This is a genomic window from Actinoplanes sichuanensis (assembly GCF_033097365.1).
GTDB classification, from domain to species: domain Bacteria; phylum Actinomycetota; class Actinomycetes; order Mycobacteriales; family Micromonosporaceae; genus Actinoplanes; species Actinoplanes sichuanensis.
Window position 1 is genome coordinate 325,300 of sequence record NZ_AP028461.1, and the last position, 22,044, is coordinate 347,343.

General features: G+C 71.2%; 20 protein-coding genes. 8 read left to right on the top strand and 12 right to left on the bottom strand.

What is annotated here, in order from left to right; genetic code table 11:
* Positions 1 to 222: 222 nt before the first annotated feature.
* Positions 223 to 1,299 (bottom strand): MaoC/PaaZ C-terminal domain-containing protein, encoded by a 1,077-nt coding sequence (locus Q0Z83_RS01315; protein WP_317791908.1) that lies wholly within the window; start codon positions 1,297 to 1,299, stop codon positions 223 to 225.
* A gap of 41 nt (positions 1,300 to 1,340) precedes the next feature.
* Positions 1,341 to 2,681 carry a 3-oxoacyl-ACP reductase gene (locus Q0Z83_RS01320; protein WP_317791909.1) on the bottom strand — a complete coding sequence of 447 codons (1,341 nt, stop codon included), beginning with the start codon at positions 2,679 to 2,681 and terminating at the stop codon, positions 1,341 to 1,343.
* A gap of 61 nt (positions 2,682 to 2,742) precedes the next feature.
* Here Q0Z83_RS01320 and Q0Z83_RS01325 point away from each other — a divergent pair, with 61 nt between their 5' ends.
* Positions 2,743 to 4,020: an acetyl-CoA C-acetyltransferase gene (locus Q0Z83_RS01325; RefSeq protein ID WP_317791910.1), complete on the top strand. Its 1,278-nt coding sequence runs from the start codon at positions 2,743 to 2,745 to the stop codon at positions 4,018 to 4,020.
* A 42-nt stretch (positions 4,021 to 4,062) separates the two neighbouring features.
* Here the strand turns inward: Q0Z83_RS01325 and Q0Z83_RS01330 are convergent, their stop codons facing one another.
* The 3 genes from Q0Z83_RS01330 to dhaM form a co-directional block, all read right to left on the bottom strand.
* The gene (locus tag Q0Z83_RS01330; protein ID WP_317791911.1) at positions 4,063 to 5,430 is read right to left on the bottom strand and encodes an endo-1,4-beta-xylanase; all 1,368 of its coding nucleotides are present in this window, start codon (positions 5,428 to 5,430) and stop codon (positions 4,063 to 4,065) included.
* Between the two features lie 169 nt (positions 5,431 to 5,599).
* The gene (locus Q0Z83_RS01335; protein WP_317791912.1) at positions 5,600 to 5,860 is read right to left on the bottom strand and encodes an HPr family phosphocarrier protein; all 261 of its coding nucleotides are present in this window, start codon (positions 5,858 to 5,860) and stop codon (positions 5,600 to 5,602) included.
* A complete protein-coding gene (gene dhaM, locus Q0Z83_RS01340) occupies positions 5,844 to 6,230 on the bottom strand; it encodes a dihydroxyacetone kinase phosphoryl donor subunit DhaM (RefSeq protein ID WP_317791913.1) in 387 nt (128 codons plus the stop codon). Before dhaM ends, Q0Z83_RS01335 begins: the two co-directional genes overlap by 17 nt.
* An 84-nt stretch (positions 6,231 to 6,314) precedes the next feature.
* Here dhaM and dhaK point away from each other — a divergent pair, with 84 nt between their 5' ends.
* The 5 genes from dhaK (at position 6,315) to Q0Z83_RS01365 (ending at position 11,713) form a co-directional block, all read left to right on the top strand.
* Positions 6,315 to 7,313: a dihydroxyacetone kinase subunit DhaK gene (dhaK, locus tag Q0Z83_RS01345; RefSeq protein WP_317791914.1), complete on the top strand. Its 999-nt coding sequence runs from the start codon at positions 6,315 to 6,317 to the stop codon at positions 7,311 to 7,313.
* 1 nt (position 7,314) lies between these two features.
* Positions 7,315 to 7,941 (top strand): dihydroxyacetone kinase subunit DhaL, encoded by a 627-nt coding sequence (dhaL, locus tag Q0Z83_RS01350; RefSeq protein ID WP_317791915.1) that lies wholly within the window; start codon positions 7,315 to 7,317, stop codon positions 7,939 to 7,941.
* A gap of 151 nt (positions 7,942 to 8,092) precedes the next feature.
* The gene (locus Q0Z83_RS01355) at positions 8,093 to 9,661 is read left to right on the top strand and encodes a methyl-accepting chemotaxis protein (protein ID WP_317791916.1); all 1,569 of its coding nucleotides are present in this window, start codon (positions 8,093 to 8,095) and stop codon (positions 9,659 to 9,661) included.
* A 49-nt stretch (positions 9,662 to 9,710) separates the two neighbouring features.
* Positions 9,711 to 10,373: an acetoacetate decarboxylase family protein gene (locus Q0Z83_RS01360; RefSeq protein WP_317791917.1), complete on the top strand. Its 663-nt coding sequence runs from the start codon at positions 9,711 to 9,713 to the stop codon at positions 10,371 to 10,373.
* 104 nt (positions 10,374 to 10,477) lie between these two features.
* Positions 10,478 to 11,713, top strand: a complete 1,236-nt coding sequence (locus tag Q0Z83_RS01365) for a YibE/F family protein (RefSeq protein ID WP_317791918.1) — start codon at positions 10,478 to 10,480, stop codon at positions 11,711 to 11,713.
* Here the strand turns inward: Q0Z83_RS01365 and Q0Z83_RS01370 are convergent, their stop codons facing one another.
* Entirely contained in the window at positions 11,714 to 12,352 is a 639-nt protein-coding gene (locus Q0Z83_RS01370; protein WP_317791919.1) for a DUF4360 domain-containing protein, read from the bottom strand. It abuts the gene before it with no gap.
* 216 nt (positions 12,353 to 12,568) lie between these two features.
* The gene (recD2, locus tag Q0Z83_RS01375; protein WP_317791920.1) at positions 12,569 to 14,749 is read right to left on the bottom strand and encodes an SF1B family DNA helicase RecD2; all 2,181 of its coding nucleotides are present in this window, start codon (positions 14,747 to 14,749) and stop codon (positions 12,569 to 12,571) included.
* Positions 14,750 to 14,807: 58 nt separating this feature from the next.
* Between recD2 and Q0Z83_RS01380 the strand changes: the two genes are divergently transcribed.
* Complete coding sequence (locus Q0Z83_RS01380) at positions 14,808 to 15,782, top strand: acetylxylan esterase (protein ID WP_317791921.1); 975 nt, start codon at positions 14,808 to 14,810, stop codon at positions 15,780 to 15,782.
* Positions 15,783 to 15,831: 49 nt separating this feature from the next.
* Here the strand turns inward: Q0Z83_RS01380 and Q0Z83_RS01385 are convergent, their stop codons facing one another.
* Positions 15,832 to 16,104, bottom strand: a complete 273-nt coding sequence (locus Q0Z83_RS01385) for a YggT family protein (protein WP_317791922.1) — start codon at positions 16,102 to 16,104, stop codon at positions 15,832 to 15,834.
* A gap of 115 nt (positions 16,105 to 16,219) precedes the next feature.
* Positions 16,220 to 17,044 carry an aldo/keto reductase gene (locus Q0Z83_RS01390; RefSeq protein ID WP_317791923.1) on the bottom strand — a complete coding sequence of 275 codons (825 nt, stop codon included), beginning with the start codon at positions 17,042 to 17,044 and terminating at the stop codon, positions 16,220 to 16,222.
* A gap of 1,835 nt (positions 17,045 to 18,879) precedes the next feature.
* Between Q0Z83_RS01390 and Q0Z83_RS01395 the strand changes: the two genes are divergently transcribed.
* Entirely contained in the window at positions 18,880 to 19,155 is a 276-nt protein-coding gene (locus Q0Z83_RS01395; protein ID WP_317791924.1) for a hypothetical protein, read from the top strand.
* Positions 19,156 to 19,231: 76 nt separating this feature from the next.
* On the opposite strand, the gene Q0Z83_RS01400 is transcribed toward Q0Z83_RS01395, so the two are convergent.
* From Q0Z83_RS01400 to Q0Z83_RS01410, 3 genes are all read right to left on the bottom strand, one after another.
* Positions 19,232 to 20,221 carry an IS481 family transposase gene (locus Q0Z83_RS01400; protein WP_317791925.1) on the bottom strand — a complete coding sequence of 330 codons (990 nt, stop codon included), beginning with the start codon at positions 20,219 to 20,221 and terminating at the stop codon, positions 19,232 to 19,234.
* A gap of 61 nt (positions 20,222 to 20,282) precedes the next feature.
* Positions 20,283 to 20,783 carry a hypothetical protein gene (locus tag Q0Z83_RS01405; RefSeq protein ID WP_317791926.1) on the bottom strand — a complete coding sequence of 167 codons (501 nt, stop codon included), beginning with the start codon at positions 20,781 to 20,783 and terminating at the stop codon, positions 20,283 to 20,285.
* Positions 20,777 to 21,964 (bottom strand): Glu/Leu/Phe/Val dehydrogenase dimerization domain-containing protein, encoded by a 1,188-nt coding sequence (locus tag Q0Z83_RS01410; protein ID WP_317791927.1) that lies wholly within the window; start codon positions 21,962 to 21,964, stop codon positions 20,777 to 20,779. Before Q0Z83_RS01410 ends, Q0Z83_RS01405 begins: the two co-directional genes overlap by 7 nt.
* Positions 21,965 to 22,044 lie beyond the last annotated feature (80 nt).

The window sequence follows — 22,044 nt, forward strand, 5'->3', positions numbered from 1 at the left end:
CCCACTCCCGGCCGAAAAGCGACCGCCGGGCTGATCCGCCGCCCCAGATCCAGCCACCCCTCAGAGCTGTCCCACCCACCCGCCGACCAGCCGCTTTCCCACCCCGGCGCCGCAACGTGGCGGGGAGGCAGCGGGGTCGCGGCTGGTTCGCAGGGCTGTTTCGGCCGTTCGGTGGTAGGCCTGAGCGCCGGCCGCCATCCCACCCGGCGCCGCAAACTGGTGTCAGGCCAAGGTGGCGGTGAGCGTGCCGGTCAGGTGGGGGTGGTGGGAGGCGAGAGCGAAGGTCCAGCCGTCGGCGGTCGGGGCCGTGGTGAACGTGGCTCGGGCCGGGAGCAGCAGGGGCTTCTTGAAGGCGGCCTCGACCGTGTAGGCGTCCGGGAGCCGGCCCTCCAGGGCGGCCAGCGCGTGCGCCTTCGTCCACATGCCGTGGGCGATCGGGCGCGGGAAACCGAAGAGTCTCGCGCCCAGCCAGGACGTGTGGATCGGGTTGCGGTCGCCGGAGACGGCCGCGTAGTCGCCGCCCACCCGCGACGGCACCCGCCACACGCTGCCGGCCCCGGTGGCACCGGCCTCGGCGACGCCCCTCTCGGCAGAACTCTCGGTAGCGCCCCTCTCGGCAGCGTCCGTCCCGGCGGAACCCGTCCCGGCGGCATCCGTTTCGGTGGAACCCGTCGCAGTGGCGCCCCTCTCGGCGGCATCCGTTTCGGTGGAACCCGTCCCGGTGGCGCCCCTCTCGGCGGCATCCGTCTCGGTGGAACCCGTCGCGGTGGTGCTCGTCTCGGCAGCTTCCGCCGCCGTGGATCGCGGCCCGTTCGGCTCCGGGCGCGGGCCCAGGCGCAGGTAGGTGGAGAGGCCGCGCCACACCTCGACACCGTCCACGGTCGCGGTGGCCACGATGTCGAACTGGCGGCCGCGCGGGTGATCACGCAGATGGCCGGCGCCGACCGACAGGTCCAGGGCGGCGCCGGACGGGATCGGCCGATGGACGGTGATCCGGTTGGTGACGTGGACCAGGCCGATCAGCGGGAGCGGGAAGTCCGAAGCCGTCATCAGCCGCATGGCCAGCGGAAAGGTCAGCACATGCGGATACGTGGCGGGCAGCGTGTCGGTGAGCCGGAACCCGCAGACCCGGTCGTAGGCGGCCAGGTGGGCCCGATCGACGGTGACTCCGCGCTGCCGGACCTCGACGTCGGGCAGGGTGTCGCCGGATCGCACGAAGCCGGGGATCAGCCCGAGCGCGGCACGGGCGTAGGCCGCCGTGGTCCCCGGCCCGGAACTGAGTTCGACGACCGCGACCATGTCAGACCTCCACCGGATCGAGCGAGACGACCGCGACCATGTCAGGCGCCCAGCAGGCTCTGGCCGCAGACCCGCACCACGTTGCCGGTGACCGCGGCCGAACCCGGGGACGCGAACCACGCGATCGCCTCGGCGACGTCGGCCGGCAGACCGCCCTGCGACATGCTGTTCAGGCGTCGCCCGGCCTCGCGCAGCCCGAGCGGCATCTTCGCGGTCATCGCCGTCTCGATGAACCCGGGCGCCACCGCGTTGATCGTGATGCCGCGTTCGGCGAGCAGCGGCGCATACGCCTGGACCTGCCCGATCACCCCGGCCTTGCTGGTGGCGTAGTTGGTCTGCCCGCGGTTTCCGGCGATGCCGGCGATCGACGCGACCCCGACGATCCGCCCGCCGGACGGGATCAGGCCGCGCTCCAGCAGCAGGTCGTTGACCCGCTCGGGGGCGGTCAGGTTGACCCCGATCACCGAATCCCACCGGTCCTCGGACATCCGGGCGATCGTCTTGTCCCGGGTGATGCCGGCGTTGTGGACCAGGATGTCGACCCCGGCGTGCGGCCCGGCGGCCAGATATCCGGCGAGGCGGGTCGGGGCGTCGGCGGCGGTCAGGTCGAGTTGCAGGGCCCGGCCGCGAGTCTCGTTGGCGACGCCGGCGAGCGCGTCACCGGCGGCCGGCACGTCGAGGGCGATGACCTCGGCGCCGTCCCGGGCGAGGACCCGGGCGATGGCCGCACCGATGCCCCGGGCGGCCCCGGTGACCAGGGCGAGCTTGCCGTCGAGGGGCCGCTCCCAGTCGGCCGGCGCCGCAACCGGGCCGGCGCCGATCCGGATCACCTGGCCGGACACGTACGCCGAACGGCCGCTGAGCAGGAACCGCAGCGTCGACTCGACGCCCGCCTCGCCGCCGGCCGCGACATACACGAGTTGGGCGGTGGTGCCGCGCCCGAACTCCTTGCCGATGCTGCGGGTCAACCCCTCCAGGCTCCGCTGCGCGATCGCCTCCTTCGGCGATGCGGTGGCCTCCGGGGGCGTGCCGAGCACGATCACCCGGCCCGAGGTCTGCAGAGCGCGGGCGTACGGGTGGAAGAAGTCGTAGAGCTCGCGGAGCTGTGGGGTGTCGACGATGCCGGTCGCGTCGAAGACGAGCGCGCTGACCCGTACCCCCTCGTCGGCCTTGTCGGTGACCGTGACGCCTGCCGTCTCCAGCAGCTTGCGGGTCGGCTCGGAGAGCCGTCCGCCGGGGGCCGCGCCGAGCAGGACCGGCCCGGTGACCAGCGGATCTCCCGCGGTGTGGCGGCGCAGCCGGGGCGGATCAGGCAGCCCGAGGCGCTTGACCACGGTCCGGCCGAGACCGGAGTTGGCGAAGTTCGCGTACCTGTCAGCCATGCGAGTAGCCTACCGGTGAGTAACCCTATGAACACGTCCCCTGTCGATGTGGAGAATAGTCGTGCCGAACGTGCGCCGTGTGGCCGTGCTGGGCGGGAACCGGATTCCGTTCGCCCGGTCCAACAGCCGCTACGCCGAAGCGTCGAACCAGGACATGCTGACCGCCGCGCTGGACGGGCTGGTCGCCCGGTTCGGGCTGGCCGGCGAACAGCTCGGCGAGGTGGTCGCCGGCGCCGTGCTCAAGCACTCGCGTGACTTCAACCTGACCCGTGAGGTGGTGCTCGGGTCGCGGCTGGACCCGCGGACCCCGGCCTACGACATTCAGCAGGCGTGCGGCACCGGCCTGGAGGCGGCGATCCTGGTCGCCGACAAGATCGCGCTGGGGCGGATCGACTCCGGGGTGGCCGGTGGCGTGGACACCACGTCGGACGCTCCGCTGCAGCTCAACGAGGACATGCGCCGGGCGCTGCTGGAGCTCAACCGGGCCCGGACGCTCGGCGCGCGGCTCAAGGCGGTGGCGAAACTGCGCCCGCAGCACGCGCTCAAGCCGGAGCTGCCGCGCAACGCCGAGCCGCGGACCGGCCTGTCGATGGGGGAGCACGCCGCGATCACGGCGCTCACCTGGAACATCGACCGGGCCGCCCAGGACGGGCTGGCCCTCACCTCGCATCAGCGGCTCGCGGCGGCGTACGACAGCGGCTTCTTCGATGATCTTCTGACGCCCTATCTGGGGCTGACCCGTGACCAGAATCTGCGCGCCGACAGCAGTCTGGAGAAGCTTTCCAAGCTCAAGCCGGTGTACGGCAAGGAGAACCCGACGATGACGGCGGGCAACTCGACGCCGCTCACCGATGGGGCGTCGGCCGTGCTGTTGGCCTCGGAGGAGTGGGCGGCGGCCCGGTCGCTGCCGGTGCTCGCCTATTTCGCCGATGCGGAGACCGCCGCCGTCGACTACGTGCACGGCGAGGAGGGTCTGCTGATGGCGCCCGCCTACGCGGTGCCCCGGCTGCTGGCCCGCAACGGCCTGACGCTGCAGGACTTCGACTACTACGAGATCCACGAGGCGTTCGCGTCGCAGGTGCTGTCCACCCTGGCCGCCTGGGAGTCGCCGTCGTTCTGCAAGGAGAAGCTGGGCCTGGACGCGCCGCTCGGCTCGATCGACCGGGCGAAGCTGAACGTCAACGGTTCGTCGCTGGCGGCCGGTCACCCGTTCGCGGCGACCGGCGGCCGGATCGTGGCGACCCTGGCCAAGCTGCTCGCGCAGAAGGGCTCGGGGCGCGGCCTGATCTCCATCTGCGCCGCGGGCGGCCAGGGCGTGGTGGCCATCCTGGAGCGCTGAGCGGTTCCGGGGCGCCGACGGGCGCCCCGGAACCGGCGGGTTTCAGCGGGCGGTGCAGGTGAGGGTGGTGGACGGCGGGTTGCCGGTGCCCTGGAAGCCGAACGACGTGCTCGCGCCGGCGGCGACCGTGCCGTTGTAGCCGACGTTCGTGAAGGACACCGCGCCGGAGCTGCCGCTCGCGGTGGCGCTCCACGTGTTGGTCACCGCGGCACCGGTCGGCAGGGTGGCGCCGACGGTCCAGCCGGTCAGCGCGGCGGTGCCCGCCTTGACCGTCACGGTGGCGACGAAACCACCGGTCCAGGCGTTGATCGAGACGGTCGCCGAGCAGGCGCCGGTGCCCTGCGACTGGCTGGCCGACGGTGACGGCGAGGCGGAGCCGGAGTTGCTGGGTGACGGCGAGGTGGTGCCGCCGCCGAGCGCGGTGAGCACCGCGGTGTACGCCTGCTTCGGGTTGCCGCTGCCGTCGAAGAGCAGCGGGGTGCCGCTGGCCCGCCACGAGTCGGTGTCCCGGATGCCCCACACGGTGATGCCGTTGCAGCGCGCGACGGCGAGGCAGTCCCGGGTGACGTTGCCGTAGGTGGTGGCCTGCGTGCTGCCGGAGCCCTCGATGTCGAGCTCGGTGATCTGCACGTCGACGCCGAGGGCGGCGAAGTTCTCCAGCGTGGTCCGGTAGTTGCTCGGGTAGGGCGACCCGCTGTTGAAGTGCGACTGGAAGCCGACGCAGTCGATCGGCACACCCCGCGTCTTGAAGTCCTTGACCAGGTTGTAGACGCCCTGCGTCTTGGCCCAGCTCCAGTTGTCGGTGTTGTAGTCGTTGTAGCAGAGCTTGGCGGCCGGGTCGGCGGCGCGCGCGGTGACGAACGCGTCCTCGATCCAGTCGTTGCCGGTGCGCTGCAGGTTGGAGTCGCGGCGGCCGCCGGTGCCGTCGTCGAACGCCTCGTTCACCACGTCCCAGGCGTAGATCTTGCCCTTGTAGTGGGTCATGACCTGGGTGATGTGGTTCTTCATCGCGCTGCGCAGCGCGGTGCCGCTCAGGTTCTGCATCCAGCCGGGCTGCTGCGAGTGCCAGGCCAGCGTGTGGCCGCGGACCTTGGCGCCGATCTCGTTGGCACGGGTGATGAGCCGGTCGGCGGTGGTGAAGTTGAACTGGTTCTGCGTCGGCTCGAGAGCGTCGATCTTCATCTCGTTCTCGGCCGTGAGCATGTTGAACTCGCGGTTGAGGATGGTCGAGTAGGTCGAGTCGCTCAGCTTGTTGAGGGAGACCGCGGTGCCGAAGTAGCGGCCCTTCTCGGCGGCGGCCGCGCCGAGGGTGGACGCCGCGGCGTCGGCCGATGGGGACAGGGCGACGAACGCGCCGGCCGCCAGTAGGGCGGTGGCCAGCGCGCCGAGAACGGTACGGGGACGGGTCATGGGGATCTGCCTTCGGTCCAGTCGATTCGGGGTATCGACGGATGGCTCTGGACGGCCGAAACTTTAATGATTCGGTCCGTGATCCACCAAGGCTGAATTGTCCTTTCTCCCCGCTAATGATGAGGATGGGAGCGCGCCCATCGCGGCCGAGGGCTCCGAAAGTTTCGGATTACTCGGCGATACGGAGGACCTCGGCCACGGCGAGCGCGGCGAGGTGCGCGTCGTCGCCGGTGGCCCGGACGATCACCGTGGCTCCGGCCGGGGCACCCAGCGACATCAGGCGCAGGGCGCTGCGGGCACTGGCGGACCGGTCGCCGTGGCGTACCTCGATGTCCGCGCTGAACGTCGACGCGGCCCGGACCGCCTCGGCCGCCGGGCGGGCGTGCAACGCCGCGGGCAGGACCACCTCGACCTCAGAACTTGGGGACATCGCGGGCCTCCCCGGCGGCTTCGGCCACGGTGGCGAGATCGGCGCCGGTCGACGCGAGGACCGCGGCGGCCACCGCGCCCTCGACGAACGGCGCGTCCACCAACAGCGGCCCCGGTGGCAGCCCGGCCAGCACCGCGCGGGTGGTCAGCACGGCGCTGCCCAGATCGGCCAGGACCAGCACCCCGGCGCCGGCGTCGGCCGCGGTGACCGCCGCCTCGATCCGGTCGGCGCTGGTGCCGAGTGAGCCGTCGTCGGTGCCGCCGGCCGGTTCGACCCGGACGTCCGGGCCGGCCACCTGGGCGAGCAGTTCCCGCACCCCGGCGGCGAGTGTTGAGCTGTGTGACACGAGCACGATCCCCACGTACGCCATGGGTCTCGATGGTAGTCACGCGAAGGGCTTGGCCGAATCACTCAGCGCGACCATGCTGAGAGGACCGAGGCAAAGGAGCCGGCCGTGAAGAAATTCATCAACGATCCGAACGACGTGGTGGCCGAGGCGCTCGCGGGACTCGCCGCCGCCCATCCCGAGTTGCGCGTCGACCCCGCGGAGCGGTATGTGGCCAGGTCGGACGCCCCGCACGCGGGCAAGGTGGCGCTGGTCTCCGGCGGCGGCTCCGGCCACGAGCCGTTGCACGGCGGGTTCGTCGGGGCGGGCATGCTCGACGCGGCCTGTCCCGGTGAGGTCTTCACCTCCCCGGTGCCGGACCAGATCCTGGCCGCGACGAAGGCGGTCGACGGCGGTGCCGGCGTGGTGCATGTGGTGAAGAACTACACGGGCGACGTGATGAACTTCAAGATGGCCGCCGAACTGGCCGCCGACGAGGGCGTCACGGTGGAGACCGTGCTCGTCGACGACGACATCGCGGTGCAGGACTCGACGTGGACGGCCGGTCGCCGCGGCACCGGCGCGACCCTGCTGGTGGAGAAGATCGCCGGGGCACTCGCCGAGGAGGGCGGCAAACTGGGCGAGGTCGCGGCGATCGGGCGCGAGGTCAACGCCGCCTCCGCCTCGTTCGCCTACGCGCTGACGGCCGGTACCACTCCGGCGGCCGGCCGGCCGGGGTTCGACCTGCCGGACGACGAGATCGAGGTGGGTGTCGGCATCCACGGGGAGCCGGGCCGGCGCCGGGAGAAGCTGCGTCCGGCCCGGGAGCTGGTCCGCTCCGCGCTCGACGCGATCCTGGAGGCGAAGCCGATCGACTCCGGTGACCGGGTGATCGTGCTGGTCAACGGGCTCGGCGGCACCCCGCTGATCGAGCTGTACCTGGTCTACGGCGAGGTCGCCACGGTGCTCGCCGAGCGCGGTGTCGAGATCAGCCGCCGCCTGGTCGGCAACTACGTGACGAGTCTCGACATGGCCGGGCTGTCGATCACCGTGACCCGGGTGACCGACGAGATGCTGCGGTTGTTCGACGCTCCGGTGCGTACGCCCGGGTTGCGGTGGGGTGCCTGACGTGGATGTAACTCTCGCCATCACCTGGCTGCGTGCCGTCGCCGACTCCGTGGCCGCCGACGCCGACGAGCTCACGAAACTGGACTCCGCGATCGGCGACGGTGACCACGGCGTCAACCTGCGGCGCGGCTTCACCGCGGTGACCGCGCTGCTGGACGGCACCGAGTTCACCGGAGTCGGCGACGTCTTCGTCCGGACCGGCGGCACCCTCATCTCCAAAGTGGGCGGCGCGTCCGGCCCGCTGTACGGCAGCGCCTTCCGGGCCCTCGGCAAGGCGCTGCCCCCGGGCCCGGTGGTGACCCTGCCGGACCTGGCCGGCGGCCTGCGCGCGGGCCTGGACGCGGTGTCCGCGCTGGGCGGGGCGATCCCCGGCGACAAGACCATCGTGGACGCCTACCGGCCGGCGCTGGCCGCGTTCGAGGAGGCGGTGATCGGTGGCGCCGCCCTGCCCGAGGCGGCCGCCGGTGCGGCCCGGGCCGCCGGTGACGGGGCACGCGCCACCATCTCCCTCACCGCTCGCAAGGGGCGAGCCTCCTACCTGGGCGAACGCAGCGCCGGTCATCAGGACCCGGGAGCTACCTCGACCTGGCTGATCTTTCAGGCACTGGCCGACGTGACCGCACCCTGACGCCACACCCGTCCCTCCCGTCAATCTGGACGAAGTCGGCCCGCCGGGGCGGTCCGGACGGCGAGACTGATGCCGGGCGGCTCTCAAGCTCGAACCGGCGGTGCCGATCCTGCGGTCGACGGCGAGCCGGACGATGAGGGATGGGAACACCATGGGGCTGAGCAGACTGATCGATGACCGCTCGCTACGCGTCAAGATCGGGGCCGCGGCGCTGACCGCCACGGTCAGCGGCCTCATCGTGGGCGCGCTCGCGGTCACGACCATCCACAACCTCAACGATGACGGTGCCGCGACCCAGCGACGGTCGCTGGCCATCGAGTCGGCGGTGGGCTCCTTCAGCACCAACATCGAGGCGTTCAGCGGCAACGTGTCCGCGATGCAGCTCTACCCGTCGCTCGCCGCCCGGATCAAGGAGGGCATGGCGGCGAACCAGACCGCCGTCACCGAGGCCTTCACCGCGCTCGACACCCACCTCCCCGGGGACGAGACGGTGGCCAAGGCCAAGGCCGACTGGGGGGACTACCTCACCTTCATCAGCGCCGACCGGGGTACGGCGACCCCGGCGCAACTCGCCGAGGCGGTCAAGCAGTACGACGCGCTGCGCGCGGCACTGGCCGAAGACCAGCAGGCGCTGCGGGAACGGGCGGTCGCGCTGGCCGACAAGAGCATCACCGACGCCGAGGCGGCCGGCTCCAGAGCCGCCTGGACGGTCGCCGCCGTTCTCGTCGTCGGCATGGTGCTCAGCCTGCTCATCGGCTTTCAGGTGGCCGGCCGGGTGCGCCGGACCGTGCGGGAGGTCTCCCGGATCGCCGAAGGGCTGGCCGAGGGCGATCTCACCCGTACCTCCGGGATCACCAGCCGGGACGAGATCGGCCTGATGGCCGCCGCCCTCGACCAGGGTGTGGCCCGCCTCCGGGAGGACATGGCGCAGGTCGGCGGCAGCGTCGGCACCCTGCAGGACGCGGCCGGCCGGCTCAGTTCGGTCGCCGGTGGCGTGGACGCGGCCGCCAGTGAGGCCTCGGTGCAGGCCGGCACGGTCGCCACCGCGGCCGACACGGTCTCGCACAACCTGCAGGTGGTCTCGGCCGGTTCGCAGGAGATGGGTTCGGCGATCCGCGACATCAGCGTCTCCACCTCCGAGGCGACCGAGGTGGCCGCCCAGGCGGTCCGGGTCGCCGCCGAGACCAACGCGATCGTCGGTCGGCTCGGCGCCTCGTCCGAGGAGATCTTCACCGTGGTCAAGGTGATCACCAGCATCGCCGAGCAGACCAACCTGCTGGCTCTGAACGCGACCATCGAGGCGGCCCGCGCCGGTGAGGTGGGCAAGGGCTTCGCGGTCGTCGCCGGTGAGGTCAAGGACCTGGCCCAGGAGACCGCCAAGGCGACCGAGGACATCTCCCAGCGGGTGCAGGCGATCCAGGCCGACACCAGCGGCGCGGTCACCGCGATCGGCGAGATCACCGAGATCATCGAACGGATCAACGGCATCCAGCTGACCATCGCCTCGGCCGTCGAGGAGCAGACCGCGACCACCGCCGAGATGAACCGCACGCTCAGCGAGGCGGCCAACGGCGCCGGTGATATCGCGATGACCATCGGCACGGTCTCCGCGGCGACCCGCAAGACCACCGACACGGTCGGCGAGACCCGGCACGCGGCCGAGGACCTCGGCCAGACCGCGACGCAGCTGCAGGCGGTCGTCTCCCGATTCCGATACTGAGGACATCGAGGGCGTTGAACGTACGCCCGCGGGGTGCCAGGGTGGGGGCATGTACCCGCCCGAGCCCTGGCACCTGCGCGGACAGATGTACCTGTCGGTGTTCCTGATCCCCCGCCGTGACATGCCGGCCCTGCCGCCGGTGCTGGACGACACGGTCCGCCCGGTCACCGTCGGTGGCCGTGTCGCGGTCGGCGCCGCCTGGGTCTCGTACGAGCCAGGCGGCGTCCTGCATTACCGAGAGCTGCTCAGCGCCGTCCTGGTGCACGAACGCGGCCGTCCGCGGGTCAGCATCACCGACATCTGGGTGGACAGCGTCGCGTCCCGGGAGGGTGGCCGCCGGCTCTGGGGCATCCCCAAGGAGCTGGCCGAGTTCACCCTCGACGCCGAGACCGAGCCGCTGGTCGACGCCACCGTCACCGCCCCGGACGGCGGCGCGCCGATCGGGTCCGCCCTGGTCCGGCTCAAACGGCGACTCCCCGGCCGGTACCCGCTCGGGTTCACGGTGGCGCAGCAGCTCGGCGAGCAGGTCCGACGGACCCCGGTGCGGGGCCGGGCCGGTCTGCGCACGGCCGCCGCGGCGTGGCGCCCCGAGCCGGACGGTCCGCTCGCCTACCTGGCCGGCCGTCGCCCGGTGTTGAGCCTGGCGATCACCGACTTCTGGCTGACCTTCGGCCGCTCCGCCGAGGACCGCGCGAAGAGTCGCACCGCCTGAGGGCCCGGCTGGTCGCCAGGGCGGTCCCAGCGCCGCTGGAACCAGCCTGGCGACCAGCCGGGTACGGTTCGCGGGTACCACCGCCGGCCGCGACGAGGAGCACGATGAGCGCCGACCACCATCACCACGCCCACCGGGAGCTGCCCGAGTTCCCGCAGGCCAGGCGGCTCACCCTGCTGCTGCTCGTGCCCGCGGTGCTGATCACCCTGGTCGGCATGCTGCTGCTGTGGCCGCGCGACACCCCGCAGGCCGAGGGCCCGGCGGGTCCGGCCGTGGTCACCGGCGAGGTGGTGGCGCTGACCCCGCAGGAGTGCCCGCCGGTGCCCGAGGGCGACCAGCCGCTGGAGAACTGCGGGACCGTGCAGGTGCGGCTCGACGACGGCGGCGTGATCACCACGGACATCCCGAACGGGCCCGGCGCGCCGGAGGTGTCCGAGGGCGACGACGTCACGCTGCTGGCACTCAACGACGAGGGCGGCACCAGCTACTCGATCTCCGACCATCAGCGCGGCGACGAGCTGTGGATGCTCGGCGCGGCGTTCGCGCTGGCGGTGATCGCCTTCGGCCGGTGGCGCGGGGTGACCGCACTGGCCGGTCTGGCGGTCACCTTCGTGATCCTGCTCTACTTCATCGTCCCGGCGATCCTGGACGGCCGGTCGCCGGTGCTGGTCGCCGTGGTCGGCGCCGCCGCGATCATGCTGATCGTGCTGTACCTGACACACGGCCTGTCGATCACCACCACCATCGCGGTGGCCGGCACCCTGGCCAGCCTGGCGATCACCGCGATCCTGGCCGCCGTCGCGACCGGGGCGGTGCACCTGACCGGGGTCGCCGACGAGACGTCGAACTTCCTCACCATCACCCAGGGCGACGTGAACATGCGAGGCCTGCTGCTGGCCGGCATCGTGATCGGCTCGCTCGGCGTGCTCGACGACGTGACCGTCACCCAGTCCGCCACGGTCGCCGAGTTGGCTCTGGCAAACCCCTCGTACGGCTTCAAGCGCCTCTACGGCGCCGCCACCCGGATCGGCCGCGCCCACATCGCCTCGGTGATCAACACGATCGTGCTCGCCTACGCCGGGGCGTCGCTGCCGCTGATGCTGCTGTTCGCGGCCGGCGACACCCCGCTCGGCGAGCTGCTCACCTCGCAGATGATCGCGCAGGAGCTGGTGCGCAGCGCGGTCGGCACGATCGGCCTGGTCGCCGCGGTACCGATCACCACGGCTCTGGCCGCGCTGCTGGCCTCCCGCCGGTCCCGGCCGGTGGCGGCTCCGCCGTCGAGAGCGGAACCGCGGCCGGCCGGTGATCCGTGGGCGGCATTCGTCGACCGGAATGACTGATCAGCACTTCTTCCAGGCGACCCGGTAGAGGGTGTTGATCGCGGCGTCGGTCGAGTCCATGGACAGGAAGTTCGTGTACTTCTTCGAGTCCGAGGACCCGCGATTCACCCGCAGTTCCGTGTTGATGTTGAGGAATCGCCGCTCACCGCAGGGCAGGTAGCTGTACGACGCGATCGCCACGTTGTCGGTGCGCTGCCAGCCGTCCTCCATCGGGCCCTTGAAATCGTGCCGGCTGCGTGCGGTCTGCGAGTGGCCCTGGAAGTAGTAGCTGGCCGCCTGCTGGCCGTACGCCCCCGGCCGGAGGCTGGCGTAGCCCCGGTAGTCCGCGCTGGCGATCGCGAACGTGAATCCGGACGGCACCTTGATGTCCAGCGCCAGCTGGCAGTTCTTCCGGAAGTCCAGAGGCGAGGCCTGCGGCCCGACCGACGCGGTGTACTGCGAATAGGTCACCGTGAACGCGGTGTAGTCGGGCGAGACCTGGATGTCCGCGCTGCCGTCCGGGCAGCCGGACCCGTTCGCGGAGACCACGTCGATCACCATCATCTTGTCGGGCTTGGGCGGCTGTGGCTGAGCATGGGCCGGCGCGGCCATCGCGAGCACGCCGAGAAGTGCCGTACCGGCCGTCATGGAACGCAACATGAGTATTTCCCCCGTCAGTTTTCGGGTTCCTTTCCCGGAACCGGAAAATGGTTCGGAAAAGACCTTGAAGAATTGTTTACAAGACCACACTAGCGAGATCGGGAACTGTCGGGAGCGCGCCACGAAACAGCCGTACCAGCGTCCGGACAACACGACCATTCGGCCGGATTTCCGGAATCGCCGCCCAGCCCAGGGCCGGTTGTGGTAGTCAGCCGGTCAACCGAGACGCCTGGTCAGGGCGGTGTGCCGGCGGCCCGCACCGACCGTGCGCACCGCCGCCGCCAGCGCCCGTCGGGAGCCGACCAGCACCACCAGCCTCTTGGCCCGGGTGATCGCCGTGTAGAGCAGGTTGCGCTGCAGCATCATCCAGGCGCTGGTGGTCAGCGGGATGACCACGGCCGGGTACTCCGACCCCTGTGAACGGTGGATCGTGATGGCGTACGCGTGCGCCAACTCGTCCAGCTCGTCGAAGTCGTACTCGATCTGCTCGTCCTCGTCCGTCCGTACCGTCAAGGTCTGCTCCTCGGGCGACAGCCCGGTGACGACGCCGACCGTGCCGTTGAAGACGCCCGCCGCGCCCTTCTCGTAGTTGTTGCGGATCTGGGTGACCTTGTCGCCCACCCGGAACACCCGGCCGCCCAGCCGCCGCTCCGGCAGGCCCTCGCGGTGCGGGGTGAGCTCCTGCTGGAGCAGCACGTTGAGCGCGCCGGCGCCGGCCGGCCCGCGGTGCATCGGGGTGAGGATCTGGATGTCGCGGCGCGGATCCAGGCCGAACTTACGGGGCATCCGGCGGCACGCGACGTCGACGGTGAGCGCCGCGGTCTCCTCGGTGTCGTCGCACGGGAACAGGAAGAAGTCGGTCAGGCCCTCGAACCGCGGCGGCCGGCCCTGGTTGACCCGGTGCGCGTTGGTGACCACGCCGCTCTCGGCGGCCTGCCGGAAGATCTGGGTGAGCCGCACCCGGGGGATCACCTCGGCGGCCAGCAGGTCGCGCAGCACCTCGCCGGCGCCCACCGACGGCAGCTGGTCGACGTCGCCCACGAGCAGCAGGTGGGCGCCCGGCGGGATCGCCTTGACCAGCTTGTTGGCCAGGATCAGGTCGAGCATCGAGGCCTCGTCGACGACGATCAGGTCGGCGTCGAGCGGGTTGTCGCGGTCGAACGTGGCGTCCCCGCCGGGCTGTAGTTTGAGCAGGCGGTGCACGGTGGCGGCGGGGTGGCCGGTCAGCTCGGCGAGCCGCTTCGCGGCCCGGCCGGTCGGTGCGACGAGCTGGATCTTCGCCTTCTTCGCGGCGGCGAGTTCGACGATCGATCGTACGGTGAAGCTCTTCCCGCAGCCGGGCCCGCCGGTGAGGACCGCGACCTTCGACGTGAGCGCGAGTTTGACGGCCTGTTCCTGCTCGGTGGCGAGGGTCGAGCCGGTGCGCTGGTGCAGCCAGCCGAGGGCTTTGCCCCAGTCCACGTCATGGAAGTGCGGCATCCTGTCCGCTTTATGCCTCAACAGAGCGACGAGAGTCGATGCCAGCGATTGCTCCGCACGGTGGAACGGCACCAGGTAGACCTCGTCGCCCTCGCGCACCACGCCTTCCTCCTCGACCAACTCGGCGAGGCAGGTCGGGACCAGCGCCGCGGGAACGTCGAGGATCTTCGCCGCGTCGGCCGTCAAGTCCGAGAACGGCAGGAAACAGTGCCCGTTGTCGGTGGCCTGCGACAGCGTGTACTGCAGGCCGGCCTTCACCCGTTCGGGACTGTCGTGCGGGATCCCGACCGCCTGCGCGATCGTGTCCGCGGTCTTGAACCCGATGCCCCAGACGTCGGCCGCCAGCTTGTAGGGCGAGTTCTTGACGACCGAGATGGACGAGTCGCCGTACTTCTTGTAGATCCGCACCGCGATCGACGTGGACACCCCGACGCCCTGGAGGAAGACCATCACCTCCTTGATCGCCTTCTGCTCGGCCCATGCCGCGGTGATCTTCTTCGTCCGTTTCGGACCCAGCCCGGCCACCTCGATCAGCCGTTCCGGGGCGGTCTCGATGATCTCCAGGGTGTCCAGTCCGAAGTGGTCGACGATCCGCTCGGCGAACACCGGCCCGATGCCCTTGACCAGCCCGGACCCCAGATAGCGGCGGATGCCCTGAATGGTCGCGGGCAGCACCGTGGTGTACGAGATCACCTCGAACTGCCGCCCGTACTGCGGATGCGACGACCACCAGCCACTCAGCCGCAGACTCTCGCCGGGCTGCGCGCCCAGCAGCGCACCCACCACGGTCAGCAGATCGGTGCTGCTCTTGTGGGCCACCCGGGCCACGGTGTAGCCGGTCTCCTCGTTCACATAGGTCAGCCGTTCCAGGACGGCCTCGAGGACATGCGGGGGACGGGCGGCGGCTTCCGGTGGCACGCGCCCATCGTGCCCGCAGGGCTGTCGTCAGCCAAGCCCAACGCATAGCGTGATCACCATGGCGCTCTTTGACTTCCCACTCCACGAATTGCGCACGTACCACCTCGACCGCCCGGAGCCGGCCGGCTTCGACGACTTCTGGTCCGGCACGCTCGCCTCGGCGCGCCGGGCCGCCCTGCCGCCGAAACTCGCCGAGGTCGGCACCCCGTTGAAGGGGGTCACCACCCGCGACGTCACCTTCACCGGCTACGCCGGCCAGCCGATCCGGGCCTGGCTCAACCGTCCGTCGACCGCTGACGGCCCGCTGCCGGTCGCTGTCGAATTCATCGGGTACGGCGGCGGCCGCGGCCTGCCCATCGACTGGCTGACCTGGACCAGCGCCGGATACGCCCACCTGGTCATGGACACCCGCGGTCAGGGCGGCGGCTGGCGGGGCGGCGACACCCCCGACCCGGACGACCACGGCGCCGGCCCGTCCACCCCCGGCTTCCTGACCCGTGGGGTGCTCGCCCCGGAGACGTTCTACTACCGGCGGCTGATCACCGACGCTGCCCGGGCCGTGGAGACCGCCACCGAGCTACCCGGCGTCGACGCGTCCCGGCTGGTGGTGACCGGCAAGAGTCAGGGCGGCGCGCTCGCCCTGGCCGCCGCCGGTCTGGTCCCCGAGCTGGTGTCGGCGGTGGTCGCCGGGGTGCCGTTCCTCTGCGACATCCAGCGGGCGGTCACGATCACCGACAGCTTCCCGTACGCCGAGGTGGTCCGGTTCCTGCGGGCCAACCCGCAGCTCGCCCAGCGGACCCTGGACACCCTCGACCACGTGGACGCGGTGCACTTCGCCCGCCGGATCACCGCGCCCTCGATCCTGTCGGCCGCGCTGATGGACGACGTGTGCCCGCCGTCCGGGGTGTTCGCCGCCTACAACGCGATCGACGCGCAGAAGGAGATCGAGGTCTACCCGTGGGACGACCACGCCGGCGGCCGCAGCTTCTTCGACACCACGGCCCTGGAGTTCGTCGAGGACCGGCTGAGCTGACGCTCCTCGCCGAGCGAGCCGCGCCCGGGTGGGCGCGGCTCGCCGCGGGTCAGAGGATCGCCCGGATGATGCCGATCGTGATGAAGACGACGATGAACGCCAGGTCGATCGAGACGCCGCCGACCCGCAGCGGGGGCAGCACCTTACGGACCGGGGCCAGGATCGGCTCGGTGATGCGATAGATCACGTCGAGGGCCTTGGCGCGGGCCGACCCGGGCATGGCGGGACCGGCCAGCATGACGCTCCAGTCGAGCGCGACCCGAACCAGCAGCACCAGCTGGACCAGCAGCAACGCGAAGCTGATCAGGGCGAAGAGACCCATCGGAACCTCCTGTGAGGGGGACGTGACCCCAGTGTGCGGCGGGTTCCTGTGAAGCTGCTTAACGATCTCTGTGACGGCCACGTAATGACGTGACCGTCACAAAAGCTAAGGATCGTCAGTTGAAGTGATCCGGGTGCGGACCGGTCCGGCCGTCGCTCTCCAGCCCGTCGATCGCCGCCAGTTCGTCGGCGGTCAGCTCGAAGTCGAAGATCCGCAGGTTCTCCGCGATCCGGGACGGGGTCACCGACTTCGGGATCACGATCCGGCCCTGCTGCACGTGCCAGCGCAGCACCACCTGGGCCGGGGTGCGGTCGTGGGCGGTGGCGATCCGCAGCACGGCCGGGTCACCGAGCACACCCGCCTGCGCGAGCGGGCTCCACGCCTCGGTGACCACGCCGAGCTCGGCGTTCGCGGCCTGGGCGTCGCGCTGCTGGAGCGCCGGGTGCACCTCGATCTGGTTGACCGCGGGCACCGTGCCGGCGAGGTCGGCGACGGCACGCAGATGCTCGGGCAGGAAGTTCGACACCCCGATCGCGCGGACCCGGCCGTCGGCGAGCAGTTTCTCCAGCGCCCGCCAGGTGTCCAGATACCTGCCCCGCTTCGGCGTCGGCCAGTGGATCAGGTAGAGGTCCAGGGTCTCCAGTCCGAGCCGGGCGGTGCTGGCGTCGAACGCGCGCAGCGTCTCGTCGTACCCCTGATCGGTGTTCCAGACCTTGGTCGTGATGAACAGTTCGTCGCGCGGCACTCCCGCCGCTTTCAGTGCGGCGCCGACCCCCGACTCGTTGTGGTAGATGGCGGCGGTGTCGATGCTGCGGTAGCCCGCTTCGAGCGCGGCGGTGACCGCGGCCGCGGTCTGCGCCTCGGGAATCTGGAAGACGCCGAATCCGATCTGCGGAATCGTGACGCCGTTGTTGAGCGTGATGACAGGCGTGTCGCCCATGGAGAGTGCTCTCCCTCTTAAGCGGGTGCGGCCGCCCGGCTCGCCGACGGTGACCGGCGAGGCGAGCGATGTGCCTCTCTTGTACCCCGAAGAGGGCGCCGCCCCAACCAAGGTCCCACGGCTGCCCACCGGGCGAGCGCGGTATCACCCGGCTTCGGTGAGATTCTCGTGACGACCTGTGACATCGCGGTTAAAAGCCGGACTTCTCCGGCGCTTGGTGGTGGCCGTCCCGGATGGGCCACTGGTGGTGGTGGCGCAGCGTCACAGGCAGACCGCGTTGGCGTCCGATTTGCGAAAATGGTCACGGTCCGCGATGCGGCAAACCACTTTTCGGTACGCCCATGGGCACCCGCCGTGGCGGGTGTCCGCACGATCGCCCTCGTAGGCCCGGCGGGAGCCCTCCATCGGGCCCGTCGCCGCGGTTCCGCCCGCACCACACCGGCCCGCCCGCCGGCGGTCCCGCCACAGCGACCCGAACCCACCACACGTCCCGAACCCGCCGTGTGGGTCATACCCGCCGCGCGGGCCGTCCCGGCTGCACCCGTCGCGCGGGTCGTCCTGGCCGCACCCGTCGCGAGGGCCGTCCCGGCCGTCTCCGCCGCACCCGTCGTCGCCCGGATCGTCCCGTCCGGGCTCGCGCGGCCCCGGGAGAACTGGTGGCGATGGGCCGAGCCCGCCGGCAGGAGTGCACTGGTTCGTCGTGGGCCGCGCCGGTCACATCGTGGCCGGCAGAGCCCGTTGATCCTGGTTTGCTCGTCCCCCGTCAGCGCACGTGGGTGATTGTCCGCGGGTTCGGACCGTCCCCGGTCGCGGCGCTGTGGTCGGCCCGCGGGCGGCACCGCCGGACGTGTCGTGGCGTTCACAACGCGACCACCCGTCGGGTCGGAACCGCACCCCGCCGCCCGGTGCGGCGGGTCACCGCGGTGTTCGCGGTGCGGCCGTCAGCCGGCGGCCAGACCCACGGTTCAGGCCGGGCCGGTTCAGCGTGCCGGACCGGAAGGGTCGGTTCGGTGCGTCGGGTCGGGAGGGCCGGTTCGGCGCGTCGGACCGGCAGCGTCGGTTCGGTGGTTCGGGTCGGGAAGGCCGGTTCAGCGCGCCGGGCCGGGAGCCTGTCCGGCGTGCTGTCCGGCCGTCGACGGCCTCGATGGGGGGTGAGGGCGGGCGCCGGCGGGCGCACCACCAGACTGTTGCCGCCACCGGCCGCACGGCCCGGTGTGACGACCTGCGGGGGAGCCTGGCCGGTCGCCGGCGGAGGGGTCGCCGGCTCGTGGCCTCTGGGGGGCTCGGTCGTGCTCCGGGACCCGTCAACCGGTATCGCCTCGGCTCGATTCATGGCGCTCATTATTGATGAACGTGCATTTAGCGCAAGACTCCCGGAGCGCCTGTAACGGCATGGAAACAACTTGCGACCAGGTGGATGCGCGAAGATGGCCTCACGCAGAGTAACCGGCAATCCTCTCCCGGTTGCCTCCGCGGCGACGTCCGAATCGCCGTTCCGAATGCCGATCCCGGAGGCCGCCGCGTTCGCCGTCCGACCCGTCATCAACGGTCCGGCCGCCGAGCGAAACCACTTCGGCACGAATCCGCCCGACCACCGTCAACCCGTGTGGCGCGCCCAGCGGAGCCGAGCGGCCGTCGGTCGTACATCACAGGCGGTGGCGACCTGGCCCACCGAACCGCCGCCGCCGAACCGGATGTCCGGCTCCCCGCCGGGAAAGAATTTATTCCCGCAATGCGGTCACACCCGACAGACCGGAACCCCGACCCGCCGAACGGCGGCCGCGAGCCGAGCCGGCGACGGGCGGTCTCTGGTGCCGGCTTACTACCCTGCCGGTGTGATCAAGCTGCTCGGAGTGCCGGCCTTCGTGTGGGCCGCCCTCTGCCTGGTGCTCTCGGTTGTCTGGATCTTCGTCTGGCCGGAGGGGAAAGCGGTCGGAACCGATGGCTTCCTCTGGTTCGCCCTGCGCTGGGGCCACTCGCTGACCTGGCTGTTCCTGGGCGCGGCGGCGGCCACCGCCGGTTTCGGGGCCGCGGTGGCCGCCCAGCGCATCGCCCTGCTGGCCCTGCCCTGCTACGCCGCGTTCGTCTACGCGACCGTCACCATCGGCTAGAGCGCTCCAGCACCCCGCAACGCGGTGGCGGTCACCTCCTAGGCGAGCGGCCCCGCTACGCGGTGGCGGTCACCTACTAGGTGTTCTGCCCAGAGAGGTTGGGAACGCGGTTGGCGGGTGGTCCGCCGATGGCGGTGTGGTGGCGGTGGTGATTGTAGGTGTGCAGGAATCGGGGTAGGGCTTTGCGTCGGGCGTTTTCGCTGGTGTAAGGCTTGGCGTAGGCCCATTCCTCGGTCAGGGTGCGGTGGAAGCGTTCGACCTTGCCGTTGGTTTGTGGCCGGTAGGGGCGGGTCTTCTTAACCCGGACGCCGAGTTCGGTGCAGGTCTCGGTCCAGAGCCGGGCTTTGTAGCAGGATCCGTTGTCGGTCAGGACCCGGGCGACGGTGATGCCGTGGCTGGTGAACCAGGCGTGGGCGCGTCGCCAGAACCCGGCGGCGGTCTCTTTGGTTTCGTCGGCCAGGATTTCGGTGTAGGCCAGCCGGGAGTGGTCGTCGAGGGCGGTGTGCAGGTAGGCGTATCCGAGCTGGGCTGCGCCGTTCTTGCCGTTAGCGTGCCCGGGAGTTGCGGTGCGGTTGAGATTGCCTTGGCGGCGACCTTGGGTGCGCCAGCCGCCGCCGGTGGGGATGTTGCCGAGTTTCTTGATGTCGACGTGGATCAGGTCACCGGGCGTCTGATGTTCGTAGCGGCGGATCGGCTCGGCGGTGGCCCGGTCGAGATGAGACAGGCGGGCGGCGCCGGCGCGGCGCAGGATCGCGTGGCAGGTCGAGGCCGCAAGACCCAGTCGCCAGCCGATCCGTACCGGCCCGAGTCGTTTGCTGCGGCGCAGGTGTAAGACGCGACGTTCGACCGGGCGGGGTGTGCGGTTCGGGCTCGTGTGGGGCCGGCTGGGCCGGTCAGCCATGCCTGCGGCGCCGTCGGTGCGGTAGCGGTCGGCCCAGCGTTTCGCGGTTGTCGGGCTCACCTGGAACCGGTCCGCCGCCCGGCGCAACGGCCATTCGTCATCGACGACGCACCGTGCCAGCCGCAATCGGCCACGTTCGGTCAGTGTGGCATTAGCGTGGGGCATAGAGGGCCTCCCGGGTGAAACGGAACCTTAGACAAGCTCCACCTCACCCGGAGGTCCTCACCTATTTCAGGAACTCCACCGCGTTACCAACGTCCGTGGTCAGAACAACTAGGCGGCGCCGGCCGCGTTCGCGGACTGCCACTGGACGATCAGGACGCCGAGCACGAACACCTGCAACGGCAGCGGCAGGCCAGGCAGGTCGGCGGTGAGGTTGCCGGTCAGGGCTGGTCCGGCGGATCGTGCCGACCGTTCGTTCGCCGTCCATCAGGTGCTGGTCGGACTTGAAGATCGACGTCCGCCGGAACTCGTAGGTCCGGCCGCCCGCGTGGACCGTCCAGTTCTTCCGGCCGACCCGTTCGGCCTCGGCGAACACCGCGCCGCCCGGGTCCAGCATCGTGTAGCGGCTGCCCCACATGTTCGCCCGGACGTGATAGGTCCGCCCGGCCAACTCGAACGTGCCACCCGACTTCCACCAGCTGTTGTCCCAGGTGGTGATCGGTGTGCCGTTCTCGGCGATGGTGTACGCCCTACCCCAGAAGCCGGTGCTCTCCGCCGTCAGCATGCGGCCATCGTAGAAGCCACCGGCTCGCCGATCAGGAAGCCTGCGAGCCGGGAAGCCGCGGCCGCCGGTGTCGACGACGTCTCCCGGGCGGCGTCCAGGATCCGGGTGAGCGTGTCACCGATCCCGGCGACCCGGGCGGCGACCCGCGGCGGCGTCTCCCGGTGCAGTTCGGTCGCGACCGCGTGGATGATCCCGCCCGATCCGGCCACCACGTCCGGCGCCCACAGGATGCCGCGTTCGTGCAGCAGGTCCGCGGTCGCCGGTTCGTCGAGCTGGGCGTTCGCCGGCCCGGCGACCGCCGCGCAGCGCAGCGTGGGCACGGTCGCGGCGGTGAGGACACCACCGAGGGCGGCCGGCACGAGCACGTCGACGTCCGCGGTGAGACAGGTTCGCGGATCGGTCCAGGTCGCGCCCAGGGATTCCACGACGGTACGCCGTGCGCCGTCCACATCCGCCGCGAGCACCTTCCCACCCGCCGCCGACAGCAGGTCCACGAGGTGCACGCCGACCCGGCCGACCCCGAGGACGGCAAACGTCCGCCCAGACAGCGACGGTGATCCGAATCGGTCAGCGACGACTGCCTGAATCGCGGCGACCACCCCCGCGGCGGCGGCCGGGCCGGAGTCGCCGGCCCGCCCGAGCACGTGGTCGGTGCGTTCACCGATGACCCGCATGTCGGCCGGCCCGGTGCCCACGTCCGGCCCGATGGAGAAGACGCCACCCAGGTTCCGGACCACATCCCCGACATCGTGCAGGACCGCCCGCCGGTCCACGGCCACGCCCCCGGCCAGACCCCCGGCCATGCCGTCCATGGGACCTCCGGCCACGCCCTCGGCCATGCCGTCCATGGGGCCTCCGGCCACGCCCTCGGCCATGCCGCCCGTCGGCCCCCAGGCCATGCTGCCGTCCGCGGTCAGGCCGCCCGCCGTGTTCCCGAACGCGCCTCGGGGCAGCACCACCACGGCCGCGCCGCCGCCGTGCGGCAGACCGGCCAGCGCGGCCTTCGACGTCATCGCCGTGGACAGGCGCAGCGCGTCGTCGAGTCCTGCGCGCCAGTCGCGGTAAACGGCCATCCGGCAGCCGCCGACCGCTTGACCGAGCGCGGTGGAGTGCACCGCGACGACGATCGGGAACCCGGACCGGGTGCCGCGTTCGACCACGACCCGTTGGTGGATCGGCATGTGCTTCTCCCGTACATCTGAAGGGTTTGTGGTTTCGAAACTAGGAGGCCAGACGGACCGGGAGTGATCACGCCGAACAA

What these genes read in the sequence shown, in the direction of transcription:
- Q0Z83_RS01315 (WP_317791908.1), bottom strand. Translation starts at nt 1,299, where the DNA reads ATGGTCGCGGTCGTCGAACTCAGTTCCGGGCCGGGGACCACGGCGGCC.
- Q0Z83_RS01320 (WP_317791909.1), bottom strand. Translation starts at nt 2,681, where the DNA reads ATGGCTGACAGGTACGCGAACTTCGCCAACTCCGGTCTCGGCCGGACC.
- Q0Z83_RS01330 (WP_317791911.1), bottom strand. Translation starts at nt 5,430, where the DNA reads ATGACCCGTCCCCGTACCGTTCTCGGCGCGCTGGCCACCGCCCTACTG.
- Q0Z83_RS01335 (WP_317791912.1), bottom strand. Translation starts at nt 5,860, where the DNA reads ATGTCCCCAAGTTCTGAGGTCGAGGTGGTCCTGCCCGCGGCGTTGCAC.
- dhaM (WP_317791913.1), bottom strand. Translation starts at nt 6,230, where the DNA reads ATGGCGTACGTGGGGATCGTGCTCGTGTCACACAGCTCAACACTCGCC.
- Q0Z83_RS01355 (WP_317791916.1), top strand. Translation starts at nt 8,093, where the DNA reads ATGGGGCTGAGCAGACTGATCGATGACCGCTCGCTACGCGTCAAGATC.
- Q0Z83_RS01360 (WP_317791917.1), top strand. Translation starts at nt 9,711, where the DNA reads ATGTACCCGCCCGAGCCCTGGCACCTGCGCGGACAGATGTACCTGTCG.
- Q0Z83_RS01365 (WP_317791918.1), top strand. Translation starts at nt 10,478, where the DNA reads ATGAGCGCCGACCACCATCACCACGCCCACCGGGAGCTGCCCGAGTTC.
- Q0Z83_RS01370 (WP_317791919.1), bottom strand. Translation starts at nt 12,352, where the DNA reads ATGTTGCGTTCCATGACGGCCGGTACGGCACTTCTCGGCGTGCTCGCG.
- Q0Z83_RS01380 (WP_317791921.1), top strand. Translation starts at nt 14,808, where the DNA reads ATGGCGCTCTTTGACTTCCCACTCCACGAATTGCGCACGTACCACCTC.
- Q0Z83_RS01385 (WP_317791922.1), bottom strand. Translation starts at nt 16,104, where the DNA reads ATGGGTCTCTTCGCCCTGATCAGCTTCGCGTTGCTGCTGGTCCAGCTG.
- Q0Z83_RS01390 (WP_317791923.1), bottom strand. Translation starts at nt 17,044, where the DNA reads ATGGGCGACACGCCTGTCATCACGCTCAACAACGGCGTCACGATTCCG.
- Q0Z83_RS01400 (WP_317791925.1), bottom strand. Translation starts at nt 20,221, where the DNA reads ATGCCCCACGCTAATGCCACACTGACCGAACGTGGCCGATTGCGGCTG.
- Q0Z83_RS01405 (WP_317791926.1), bottom strand. Translation starts at nt 20,783, where the DNA reads ATGCTGACGGCGGAGAGCACCGGCTTCTGGGGTAGGGCGTACACCATC.
- Q0Z83_RS01410 (WP_317791927.1), bottom strand. Translation starts at nt 21,964, where the DNA reads ATGCCGATCCACCAACGGGTCGTGGTCGAACGCGGCACCCGGTCCGGG.